The sequence below is a fragment of the Desulfosarcina sp. BuS5 genome, from assembly GCF_028752835.1.
Classification (GTDB): domain Bacteria; phylum Desulfobacterota; class Desulfobacteria; order Desulfobacterales; family BuS5; genus BuS5.
Genome location: NZ_CP087952.1, coordinates 433,197 through 444,760, shown reverse-complemented (window position 1 = coordinate 444,760; position 11,564 = coordinate 433,197). Strand labels below are relative to the sequence as shown.

Annotated in this window: 11 protein-coding genes; 2 read left to right on the top strand and 9 right to left on the bottom strand. The window is 40.1% G+C overall.

The window, feature by feature from the left end; genetic code table 11:
* Window positions 1-57: 57 nt before the first annotated feature.
* The 8 genes from BuS5_RS02160 to BuS5_RS02125 all read right to left on the bottom strand — a co-directional run bounded on the left by BuS5_RS02160 (window position 58) and on the right by BuS5_RS02125 (window position 7,181).
* Window positions 58-1,239 carry a DUF2062 domain-containing protein gene (locus BuS5_RS02160; protein WP_027352601.1) on the bottom strand — a complete coding sequence of 394 codons (1,182 nt, stop codon included), beginning with the start codon at window positions 1,237-1,239 and terminating at the stop codon, window positions 58-60.
* Between the two features lie 5 nt (window positions 1,240-1,244).
* Window positions 1,245-2,600 (bottom strand): lipid biosynthesis B12-binding/radical SAM protein, encoded by a 1,356-nt coding sequence (locus BuS5_RS02155; RefSeq protein WP_027352602.1) that lies wholly within the window; start codon window positions 2,598-2,600, stop codon window positions 1,245-1,247.
* A complete protein-coding gene (locus BuS5_RS02150; RefSeq protein ID WP_027352603.1) occupies window positions 2,597-3,853 on the bottom strand; it encodes a B12-binding domain-containing radical SAM protein in 1,257 nt (418 codons plus the stop codon). Before BuS5_RS02150 ends, BuS5_RS02155 begins: the two co-directional genes overlap by 4 nt.
* Window positions 3,850-4,491, bottom strand: coding sequence for a hypothetical protein (locus BuS5_RS02145; protein WP_027352604.1), 642 nt, complete (start codon window positions 4,489-4,491; stop codon window positions 3,850-3,852). The genes BuS5_RS02150 and BuS5_RS02145 overlap by 4 nt, the downstream gene beginning before the upstream one ends.
* Window positions 4,488-5,630, bottom strand: coding sequence for a beta-ketoacyl-[acyl-carrier-protein] synthase family protein (locus BuS5_RS02140; protein ID WP_051374500.1), 1,143 nt, complete (start codon window positions 5,628-5,630; stop codon window positions 4,488-4,490). The genes BuS5_RS02145 and BuS5_RS02140 overlap by 4 nt, the downstream gene beginning before the upstream one ends.
* Window positions 5,618-6,103: an acyl-CoA thioesterase gene (locus BuS5_RS02135; RefSeq protein WP_198012155.1), complete on the bottom strand. Its 486-nt coding sequence runs from the start codon at window positions 6,101-6,103 to the stop codon at window positions 5,618-5,620. Before BuS5_RS02135 ends, BuS5_RS02140 begins: the two co-directional genes overlap by 13 nt.
* Window positions 6,090-6,479, bottom strand: a complete 390-nt coding sequence (locus tag BuS5_RS02130) for a hypothetical protein (protein WP_027352606.1) — start codon at window positions 6,477-6,479, stop codon at window positions 6,090-6,092. Before BuS5_RS02130 ends, BuS5_RS02135 begins: the two co-directional genes overlap by 14 nt.
* 516 nt (window positions 6,480-6,995) lie before the next feature.
* Window positions 6,996-7,181, bottom strand: coding sequence for a hypothetical protein (locus tag BuS5_RS02125; RefSeq protein ID WP_157487282.1), 186 nt, complete (start codon window positions 7,179-7,181; stop codon window positions 6,996-6,998).
* Between the two features lie 832 nt (window positions 7,182-8,013).
* Between BuS5_RS02125 and BuS5_RS02120 the strand changes: the two genes are divergently transcribed.
* Window positions 8,014-9,117 (top strand): helix-turn-helix domain-containing protein, encoded by a 1,104-nt coding sequence (locus tag BuS5_RS02120; RefSeq protein WP_027352609.1) that lies wholly within the window; start codon window positions 8,014-8,016, stop codon window positions 9,115-9,117.
* 558 nt (window positions 9,118-9,675) lie between these two features.
* On the top strand, window positions 9,676-10,878 hold the full coding sequence (locus BuS5_RS02115; protein ID WP_027352612.1) for an ATP-binding protein: 1,203 nt from the start codon (window positions 9,676-9,678) through the stop codon (window positions 10,876-10,878).
* On the opposite strand, the gene BuS5_RS02110 is transcribed toward BuS5_RS02115, so the two are convergent.
* Window positions 10,853-11,548, bottom strand: a complete 696-nt coding sequence (locus tag BuS5_RS02110; protein WP_157487284.1) for a DUF3261 domain-containing protein — start codon at window positions 11,546-11,548, stop codon at window positions 10,853-10,855. The genes BuS5_RS02115 and BuS5_RS02110 overlap by 26 nt on opposite strands.
* Between the last annotated feature and the right edge of the window lie 16 nt (window positions 11,549-11,564).

Here is an 11,564-nt window from a genome sequence, read left to right as displayed (position 1 = left end):
ACAGACAATGAAACCCTGAAAAACCAGAAACCGAGCCTGTTCCCTCTTCTTTTATTTTTAAAACTTGTTTTCATATGAAACAGGAATTTTTATCAGCTTGCGGGCGGTAAAAAAAACAATTATGCCGACTATGGCAGATAAAAGAGGCGCTACGACCAGTGATCCAAGAAGCCATTCAAACAGCCTGGCATGAAGTTCCTCCAGCATTATTTTGAATGAAAAATGAGTTAACCATTCACCATGCCTCATATAATAGCCTAGTTCAACACAAACCATCGGGATAAAAGGAGGCATACAAATATTCTGAATGGAAACGGCCATGACTTTATTTAAATTAAGGCAGGCAGCAACATAAAGAATCACCAGGGTATGAACAAATAAAAGGGGCAATGTAGCTAAAAAAGTTCCCACAGCCGCGGCCGTAGCCAAGCCTTCAGGGGATGCGTTTTCTTTTAGTAACCCTTTAATCAGTTGTGCAGGATGAAGAAAAAGCCATAAATAATCATGTTTAATATTTTTTTTAACAAGTTTTTTATGCGGAAATGGTATGAGCCTTCTTCCTGTTAATCGCGCATGCATGCATGATATACGAAAATTGTCTATAAACGGTTTAAAGTTTGAAACACGGAGTTCAGGCTTGGGATACGAGACATCAATCTGAACAGTTTCGAGTCGGAGTCCTTTCCATACTGCCCTGGCCAGGACTTCTGTTTCAAAATCATAATATGAGCCATGTAAAGGAATTTGTGAAATATATTCAACCGGATATGCACGGAATCCACTTTGGCAGTCATCTATATAAACACCAGTTTCTATCTGCAGCCACATGTTTGCAAATTTTCTTCCAAACCTGCTTGCCCCCGGGATATTTTTGTTGCCACTAAAGCGCCTGCATCCTACAACAATAGTGTCGTCAGATAATTTTGACAAAAAATTTTGAATGTCAGCAGGATAATGCTGTCCGTCTCCATCAATGGTGATCATGAATCGGCCGCCTTTTGTCTTTATAAATTTCAGGGCGGTTTTGATTGCGCAGCCTTTTCCCCTGTTTTTTTCATGAGTTAGAACAATAATATCTGTTCCTGAAAAAAGTTTTTTTACATCTGTATCTTTGCTTCCGTCATCCACGACAATTACATGACGCACCAGTTTACGGCAGCCTTGCGCGACTTGTTTGACTGTATCCCTGTTATTAAATACCGGGATTACGCACCAAATATGTTCAGGTTCAAAAGTCATATTTCTTATTTTTTTCTGCGTTTTCTTTTATCTGAAAGCAGCATATCCCACATGGAACCGGAATATCCTATTTTATGCAGAAATTGCAGGCTGCTGTCTAATGCATCAGGAGGAAAGACACAGTTCCTTGTATCGGAAAACCCGGCGGTTAATGTTTTTTCAAGCCATTTTTTATCCAGTCCCGGAGCAATATAATATACAGGTTCCAAAAGGTTGCATGTTTTTGAAATAATTCCTTCTTTTTGTGCTATCCCTGCAAGAGGAGTGTCAGGAAGAATTCTTATTCCCATAAACATGAATGAAACGGTTTTTTGCATGCTTTTAATATTTTCCATGCCCTGCAATACGGTTTCTTTTGTTTCACCCGGGGAGCCGAACATATAGAAGTGCGCGGTTGCAATTCCGTGTTCAGTAAACCGGTCATTAAAATCGATAATATCTTTAAATATAAACGATTTGCCCAGTTTTTTCAATGTGGTATCCGTGGAAGCATCGGCGCCGATTTCAGCGGCCGTCAGTCCGGTCTGCTTCATCATTATAATATATTGGTCATTAATATGTTCCGGCGTAAAAAATGCTGTCCATGGAACATGAACGTCTCTTTTTTTCATCTCCCTGATCAAGTCGATATAGTGCCCCTGGTCGTCATTGAAAACCGAATCTATAAAAAAAATATAGTTGGCTCCATGCTTTTCCACCAGGTTCTTGATATCATTAACTACATCCTCGGGATGACGGCATCGAATAGTCGAGCCCTCTAAAAGCGGATATGAACAGTAAATGCATTTGTGTCGGCAGCCCCTTTTGGTTTGGACAGGGGTAACATTCCCGCTTTTTTTATAAAATTCCATCAGACAGGGGGTATAATCTGCCGAAGGTATCCGGCTGCCGCTGAGTGTCAGGGGCGATTTCAGGCATTTTTGTTCAGGATATATTCCTTGTTGAGCATCAGATACCAGCTTTACCATGGAGGACTCACCTTCGCCCACAATCCCGTAATCAGCCCCTACCTCACTAAGAATAACTTCCGGCATTATGGAAAAACCTGAGCCGCCCAGAACTATTTTGGCATCTGTATGCGATTTTATTTTTTGAACGATTTTTTTAACTACATCTATATATCTCTCTTCATTTAAAAGGTTTACATTATCTATATTCCGGATTGAAACGCCTATGATTCCAGGGTTAATTTTTTTTATTTTTTCGCCCAGCGCATCGAGCGACATTTTTTTTTCAAGAAAATCAAACAGATATACCTCGTTGCCTGCATCCTGCAGGGCCTGGGAAACCATGCTCAACCCCAGCGGGTATACAGGATAAGGGGTGCCGGCAATATTGGAAGAAATGAGCAAAACTTTCATGGCTGTTTCTTCCATGAACGGTTTGCGCTGAGGCGTATATTGTTATAGGTTCCGTCCTTTTTTTCCTTTTCTATGACTTTAAGGTAAAGTTTGGCCATCTTGATTTCTTTGCAGCAATCAGCGTAAAAAGTATCCCAGGCATATTGGTACATCCTCTCCAGGGCATCCACCGACATTTTTGCAGGTTTAAAAACAACCTCGCCGGCCGTATAGCGGGACCAGTCATTATGGATAATCCTGTTTTCTTTTTCCAGTTGGGTTCTGATTCTTGTATGCGGAAAAGGGGTAAGAATTGTAAACTCCGCCAGATCGAGGTCAATTTCAAGCAGGAAATCGACGAGGCGTTTAATGTAATCCTCGTCATGATCGTCCAGCCCCAGCAGGATAGTCCCTTCAACTCCTATGCCGCGCTCCTTGATCCGCTTGATTTTATTACGAATATGGTCAGATGTGTCTACTATAGCCTGATACATGTACCAGCAGCCCGCCTCTGCCGCCAGGTCGAGGATCTCATCATCATCCTTTATGGGATGTGATATCCATTTTTTTTTCAAAGGAGCAATGGCTTTAAAGAGTTCCTTTTCCCAGTCATCGTCCTGCGCCAGGGAATTATCGACTATAAAAAGACGGTTATTATCTATGCCGGCGAATTCTTCTACAACTTTTTCCATAGGCCGGGGCCTGAATTTGCGTCCTCCCAAAAAAGGAGTGCAACATGGAAAGCAGTTAAAACGGCAGCCACGGGAGGCATGCACCAGATCGACCATCTGAACGCCCCGGAAATTATACAGATCACGCTTCAGAATACTGCGCCTGGCAGGTCCGATCAGGACGGTATCCGGAAAATCGGATTTAAAGTCATATATTTTTTTAAGCCGTCCTTTGCGTAAGTCATCGACAACCCTGCTGAAATGTCCCTCGGCCTCGCCGATAAAAACCGCATCTGCGTGAGCCATGGTTTCCTGAACATGCAGCATGGTTGCGATTCCGCCGAATATAACCTTTTTTCCCATACCCCGGTATTGATCGGCAATTTTCCAGGCGCGTGGAATCTGGCAGGTGAGCATTACCGACAAGGCGATTAAATCAGCGTCATTATCAAATTTCAGTTCTTCCACATTTTCGTCACAAAAGGATATTTCAATATCATCACTCAGAGCCGCTGCAAAAACAACCGGGCCGTGAGGAGGAAGATTAAATTCAGGCTGATTCTTTAATTTCGGCCATTTGGGGTATATTAGCTTAAGTTTCACGATATTCCTTTTGCGATAAAAGCTATCTCCGCTGTAAGAGACTGATCTTCTATCATTAGTCCTTTTTTATGATGAACCGAACTGTCCGGTTCCAGCAGCATGCAGATTACTCTATGGTCGTCCGCTGATACAGCCAGCATTGATGGGGCCTCATGCCTGGAAATCATGTCGCCGGCGTATTCTATCAGCGACCTCATCCTGTTCCTCCCGAATTTTATATACAAAAGGGGTCCCCGGCATCCAAAATGGATTGCGGCTTCCGCCAGCGGTGTTGAGGGGAGAGTATAGATAAACAGATTACCCCGGCCAAGGCTGCGGCCGTTGTCAACATAATCTTTGAAATAAGCAAGGTTCGACTGAAGACATCCGGCCTCGCCTGTTCCGATAATACCGGTCTCTTTTTTTTCAGATGCGGAATATCTGATCCCCGCATCATTAAAAGCCAGGGCAGCAGCGGCACAGACCATTTTGGAACTTTTGTCAAAGCGTCCAAAATTTTTGACGGAATATGCAAATAATTCCTGGCCGGCAAAATCAGATGCCAATGATTTAAGATCGGAATAATCCCGTGCGGACTGTTGTATAATCCGTCCGTATCTATTTTTCGTGATCCAGCCTATGCCGGTTATGTTGATCATTTTTTCACACTGGGCCGTAATACAATCGCGCCGTTAACTCCGCCAAATCCTGAATTGGTTGAAAGTGTAACAGGTTTTTTAAAATTTATAGGTTCCGAAAAAACCCATCCATCCGCTTGCTGATCTGCATCAAGCAGATTAACAGTGGGAGGCGCAGTCATTTCCTGCAAAGATTTCAATGCAATAATTATTTCCACTAAACCGGCCGCTCCCATGGTATGCCCGGTACCACCTTTTATCGAATATACCGGGACGGGCTGTTTAGTGAAAATTTTTTTAAAGGCTTGCATCTCCATGGCATCATTATAAATGGTGCCTGTTCCGTGTGCAGAGATAACACCAACGTCATCTATGGTGACGGATGCGGATTGCAGGGCATGATGAATAGCTGCGGCAAGTCCGCGGCCGTCTTTAGCCGGTCCGGTCATATGATTCGCATCACTGGTCAGCCCCCATCCGGCAATTTTCCCGAGAACAGGCCTTTTTTCCCTTAAAGCCCTTTCCGGGCTCATCATCAGAATAAAACCAGCGGCTTCGCCCAGGGTCAATCCCTTTCGATTTTTATCAAAAGGCCGGGCTGTATTTTCGTCCAAAGCCATGATAGCGGAAAATCCTGAAAAAACAAATTCACTGACGCTGTCACAAGCAACAACCAGAACCGAATCGTATCTGCCCGAATTTATCAAAGCTGCGCCGTGTGCAACGGCTGTATTGGATGATGTGCATGCAGCGGAGACAAGCAAGCCGGGATATTTGACACCTGTCAGTTTGACGATTTTTTCAAGCAGGAACCCGGGATCGCTTTGCTTGTATTCACCTTTGCCGGTGATTATATGACCTTCCAAATAACCTATCTCGCCGGTTGTTGTGGCCAAAATGGGAAATGAGTCTTCAGGAATAAGCGCTCTTTTATCTTTAAACATCGGCGCAAGCATTTTCATAATTATAGATTCGCCGGAGCCGCAGGAAAGACCGGGTATGATACCGGCCCTATTTGTTTTAAAATGCCGTGTATCAAAACGCGTTATTTCACCAATGGCGCTTTCGCCGGCCATTAAACGTTTCCAACAAAAATTTACTCCCTGTCCGTAAGAAGTGACCATGTCGCAAGCCACCACTACGGATTTTATTGAAGGCATTTTAATTCTCCCGATAACCACCGGCGCTTGCACCTTTCCAGAAGTTCAGGGGGATATAGGCAAAATTCATTGGTGCTGCTATGGATAAACATCTGAATTGAATAACCTGTTGTTGTAATGATCTCGTCTTTTTTTACAATCATAAATTCCGTATTGAGCTTTGCTCCTTCACACCAGATCAGAGATGCCTTAACAACAAATTCATCTTCCAGCCTGAGCGATTGGTGATAATCAATATGAAGCTGAACTATGGGCGCCCCTATATTTGCGTCAAAATAATCCTTATATGAAAGACCGCAGGCCCGTCCCAAGGCGGCTGCAGCCTCTTCAAAATAGACCGGGTAACGGCCATGCCAGACAATCCCCAGGGCATCGACCTCACTGAACTGAACCAGTTTTTTCACTTGTATGGATAGCGGCTTCGGCGCGCCCGGAATCGGCTTGAAATATCCATTTTTTTTACGGCGCTGCAAAATCATCTCCGTTTTTTTCTATTGTAAGTTCAAGTTTGGAAATTTTTTCTCCTCTGCAGGTTACCAGTGCCTTGACAATACAAATGCCGTCAAGATTCCTGTCATTTTTCCTGCATTCAATTAAAAGCTCGTCTCCGCATGCAACCGGAGCAAAAAATTTGGCCGTCACGATCTGGCTGATAGATAATTTTTGGTTATAATATCTTTGCAGCATAGCTTTTACAGCCATGATTTTGCAAATCCCCGGCAGGATCGGTTTATCCGGAAAATGCCCCTGGAAGCCGATGAAATCGGCCGGAAAAATAAATTTTGCACAAATTTTACCATCCTCGGATATTTTAAAGTCCGACATGCAGGCGGATACTTGTTTATACATATTTATTAAAACACTTCCTTTAAACGTATAACGCTTTTTTCAGCGTCGGCTGCGCTGAAAGTTGATACTGTTTGGTGATTTGTAATCTTTTAAGAATACATTGAATGGACAAAAAGATAAATAAGAAAAAGATGAAAATATTAAAAGACTATTGCCGGGATGAGAAATACAATAAAAAGGGGGATTCAATTATGTATTAACAGCTCTATCTTGAAAACCTGCTTAAAAAAACAATTTTCTAACTTTTGCATAGCCAACCTGACGGGATAAAATTCTATAATTGTTACTATAGAAACAAATTCGGCCTGCAAGGGCAAGGGCAAGGGCAAAAACAGTTTCAGTTATCACACCGTCTTCTATAATCATGCCGAATTCGACAACAGCTACAACAGGGCGCCTGTTTCCCCGTTGCGTTACATGATGCGGGATTCCCGGCGCCACTGCTTTTGCTATTCATTCCATAATTTTATAACAACCAAATACCCTGATTTTTGTCAATAATTAAGCAAGGTGTCCTCAGAATTCAAAAATTAGCTCCAATGTTGTATGCTGTTTAAATGATAGCACAATTTCGGGTATGGCTGGTGTAGAGGCAGAATCCATTTCTGCCCCTGTATCATTTTTGGCGGATATGGATGGGGCGGATATGGAATCCGCCCCTACGGTGGTGATTTCAATGATTCCGTGAATATGGTTTGGCATAATGATAAATTCATGCAATTGAATATTGTGGAAACCATTCGGTATTTCGTTCCAAATCCGATGGACCATCATTCAATATCATTTGTAACTATTCAGCGTAAGTAAATAAGCTCAATATATTGGTGAAATTAAGTAAATTTGGGGACATAACCCAATTCTCCGCAGGAAATCGGGATTGTGTCCCCTGAATTTACGGGTCGGCTAAATAGTTACTATCATTTTACTGTTTTCAATATCATCTGATAATTTTAATCGGTTTTGGGTGCAAATGGTGATAAAATACAATCCCGGTTGGGAATAATCATATCCTTTCAACCGAATGGATCGGCGGTGGTGAATGTCCGGATTGTATTTTGCCGTTTTGATTTGCCTTTGTTTTCCATTGCGACACGCTCTGACTTGGGTTGCGGGCAAAGACCGCCTTGGTCTTTTGATGTTACATAGTGTCCATCCATAAATAGGATAGTTTGTTCGAGATCAAGGCGCTCTAAAATTTTAACCACAGGAATACATTGAGTATTTCGAGGATTAAGATTTTAGAGCAACGCAGATATCGGACGAAATAGCCATTTATGGATGGACACTACATAATTTTCCAGGAATGTTCGCATAGTTGTTAAAAAATAATGCTCAAAATCCAAGGTCAGAAAGCCGGATTTAACGTGCATTAACAAACTGATAGTGCTTCCATATTTGTATGTGCTTGTTCCTGCCATTATACTTTACACATATTGATATTGACTATATTTTATGTATAAAAAAGTAAAATAAACTTGACTTTATAGATTGGTTGTAATATGGATTAATAAAATTAAAAAATAAAGGAGTTGTCATGGAATGGGCAGGGGAGAAGATTAAATATTTGATAAAGAAAAATAATTTTTCCATAGTCAAATTAGCCAAAAAAACAGGTGTTTCCAGGCAGACAGTAAATGACTGGATCAATGGCCAGGTTCCCAGGGGCAATCATTTAATTAATCTTTGCAAACTTTTCAAAGTAAATCCCGATTTCTTCTTTTCCAAAGATTTTGACAATTCAATATCTGTTCCCGTCCATCGCACAAGAAGAACTGCCAAGGTTACACCGGCAATGCAGAAAGATGCACTTGAACTGGCCGGAATCTATGAAGTTCTTTTTAAAAATGATGCCAATTCAAGCGTTGTTCCTGTTGTAAGAGTTCATAATCGAACTGATGAAGCTGCAAAAAAAATTGCAGGAGAGTTACGAAAAAGAGCAGGAATCAGTCAGGATATTCCTCCCGATTATGAACAAACTTTTTCTCTTTTGGAACAACTTGGAATTAAAGTAATATTTCGGTGTTTTCCTGAAAAAATTAAAGCCTATGCTTTTTATACAAAGATTCATGGGCATAGAGTTGTATTTGTTAATAACAGCACAAATATTATTGATCTGATTTTTCCGGTTTTACATGAAGCCGTACACGCAATACGCGACGAAATCCAGATAAATAACGCTTTTGATGCTGAAGAGGAAAATTTTTGTGACAATGTAGCAAACTATATTCAATTCCCTGAGAAATATGTGCATATGGTATATGATGTCATCAATGGCTTACCTGCAGGAGTTCAGGTAAACAAGCTGAAAACTTTTGGAAAAACTTACAGGCATGCTTTATTTGGAATTCTAAAACAGATTAAAACTATTGATCCTGATTTTAATCTCAAAATTGGAGGCGCTGACTCAAATTTTAAAAAAAGGTTTCACACAATTGGTGATATTTTGTTTGCAGGCGATGACCCCAGAGATTATGTCACAAAAATTTCAAAGTTGAGTCCTCTTTTTATAAGTATCATTCTCAACCAGATTGACAGTATTACAAATAGAAAATTGGGAGAAATGCTTGGAATTGAAAGTGTGCTGGACATAAAAGCAGTTAAGGATGAATTGATCAGGATGAAAAAAGCGGCTTCCTGATATGTATATTCTCTGTGATACTTGCAGTGTCTTGATGCTGATAAGGGTAGCCCCGGATATGTTTTGTGATGATCGTTATGGGTGTGTAACCATTCAGGAGGTATCCCAGGAATTATTTCGTACTCAAAAATTTAAAAGCAGGTATCCCTGGAGGGCATCCTATAAAAGCAAAATAAAACCATTAGGGGCGTCAAGGGTTAAGCAAGGAGATTATGAGCTGCATTTACAAACAATAAAAGCCACATAAATTCTGATTTCTTCACTCATGATCAACGACAATTATTATTTCCTCTCAACGGCAATAAAAATAACCTGCCCCGTTAAAGGGACAGGCTCCAATATAGAACCGTGTCAGAGAACCTCGATTTTCCCCAAAATAAGAGCCACTGACACAGGTTTACCGCCTGCCACCTCTCCTTACCCTGCCAAGGCCATCAGGCAGGCGGTATGGCCGAAACTGAAAGTTAAGGCCAGAAACGGAATTCCCATTGACTCGCAGCTTTTTTCTTGTTACTTTTCGATATACAGAAACCTTTTTGCTAAATAGAGAAAAGTATCATGTACGGAAGAAACTTATATATAGATAAAATTAGACCATTTATTGATAAGCCTGTTATTAAAATTATTACAGGAATGAGACGGGTTGGAAAAAGCTGTTTGATAAAACTGATTATTGAAATGCTTAAACAAAATCCAGAGCATAAAAATGCCATCCTTTATATCAATAAAGAGTCTCTTGATTTTGAATTTATTTCCGATTACAGAGATCTTAACCAGTATGTAATCAAGTGTTTCAAAGGTATTAAAGGGAAAAAATATCTTTTTGTAGATGAAATACAGGAAATAGCTGAATGGGAAAAAGCAATAACCTCATTGTTTTCACAAGGTAATATCGATATCTATGTTACAGGTTCAAATGCTCATCTTCTCTCTTCTGAAATAGCAACACTTATCTCCGGACGATTTATCGAGTTTCCTGTTTATACGTTGAGCTTTGAAGAATTCCTTTTATTCAGAAATGATAAAAAAGAAGATATTGAAACTGAATTTTTAAAGTATCTGAAATTTGGAGGTTTTCCTGCTATTCATCATTTTAATTTTCATGAAGAAGTTATTTATCAATATATTAATTCATTATACAGCACCATACTTTTAAAAGATGTTATCAAAAGAAACAGTATTCGGAACGTATATCTTCTTGAAAAAATTACCCAGTATGTTTTTGATAATGTGGGTAATATTTTCTCAGCAAAAAAGATATCCGACTTTATCAAATCGCAAAAAATGAAAGTGGGGATAGAAACTGTTCAGAATTATATTTCGTATCTTTTGTCTACATTTGCGATACATAAAACATCCCGTTATGACATAAAAGGGAAACGCCTGCTGGAACTACATGAAAAATATTACCTCGGTGATTTAAGCCTGAGGCATGCCATGCTGGGATATAAAGAGACCGATATTTCGGGAATGCTTGAAAATCTTGTCTTCCTTGAACTTAAAAGAAGAGGATTTAATATCCATATTGGAAAATATGGTAACAAAGAGATCGATTTTATTGCTGAAAAAAAAAATAAAAAACTATATATTCAGGTTGCCTATTTACTGGCATCACCAGAAACCATTGAAAGAGAATTTTCAGTTCTTAAGCGAATTAAGGATAATTATCCTAAATATGTGATAAGCATGGATAAGGTTTTTGGTAATGATTTCGCTGGGATCCGGAGAATAAATTTTATTGATTTCCTTTTGCACGTATAACCAGTTTATATCGATAAATATAATTCTTTAAAATAATTCCCGCGGGATGCAGTTTACCCTTTTTTGAGATATATTCAAAGTAAAAAACAGACCAGATTTTACGCCCCTTTTTTATAAATCTTTTCTCTATCAACAGGTTCCCTGTACCCCCAAACAGATATTCCATTGTCCCGCCGTTGACAGGTTGAAAAAAAATAATTTTTTTATTTTTTTTAACAACTTCGGCATTTTTATCCGGAATCCGATCAAAATATATGCTCCTGATATCATTTGCCACCATTTTGGCAAAATCACCTTTTTGTGTAAATTCTTTCATTGCAAATCTGCAGTCAACACCCTGTTCATCGCCTGCCAGTTCAAACAGTTTGACACCCATCGGGTTAATACAGGCCAGGGTGAATTCTTTTTTCCGGGTATCAATCCCGGTCACGCCGATGGCCGCAAACGAATGCATTTTATATTTAAAAACTGTGGAACTGATCAATTGAAAACTTTGCGGGAGCGATGCCTCAAAGCTGTCCCGAACCGATTCCGGATCAACAGCTTCCACAGGAACAAGGACTGCTTTTTTAAATGGTATTTTATTTGCGCATCCGCTCAATAGCAGTATTAAGCCTGCAATCAATATCAACCTGAGGACTCGCTCAAAAATAACTTCACATTTTGGCATCTCATATTCAGGCTGC

Bases quoted from the DNA above. Each gene is read 5' to 3' on its own strand.
- BuS5_RS02160 (WP_027352601.1), bottom strand. From the start codon at position 1,239: ATGACTTTTGAACCTGAACATATTTGGTGCGTAATCCCGGTATTTAAT.
- BuS5_RS02155 (WP_027352602.1), bottom strand. From the start codon at position 2,600: ATGAAAGTTTTGCTCATTTCTTCCAATATTGCCGGCACCCCTTATCCT.
- BuS5_RS02145 (WP_027352604.1), bottom strand. From the start codon at position 4,491: ATGATCAACATAACCGGCATAGGCTGGATCACGAAAAATAGATACGGA.
- BuS5_RS02140 (WP_051374500.1), bottom strand. From the start codon at position 5,630: ATGCCTTCAATAAAATCCGTAGTGGTGGCTTGCGACATGGTCACTTCT.
- BuS5_RS02130 (WP_027352606.1), bottom strand. From the start codon at position 6,479: ATGTATAAACAAGTATCCGCCTGCATGTCGGACTTTAAAATATCCGAG.
- BuS5_RS02125 (WP_157487282.1), bottom strand. From the start codon at position 7,181: ATGCCAAACCATATTCACGGAATCATTGAAATCACCACCGTAGGGGCG.
- BuS5_RS02120 (WP_027352609.1), top strand. From the start codon at position 8,014: ATGGAATGGGCAGGGGAGAAGATTAAATATTTGATAAAGAAAAATAAT.
- BuS5_RS02115 (WP_027352612.1), top strand. From the start codon at position 9,676: ATGTACGGAAGAAACTTATATATAGATAAAATTAGACCATTTATTGAT.
- BuS5_RS02110 (WP_157487284.1), bottom strand. From the start codon at position 11,548: ATGCCAAAATGTGAAGTTATTTTTGAGCGAGTCCTCAGGTTGATATTG.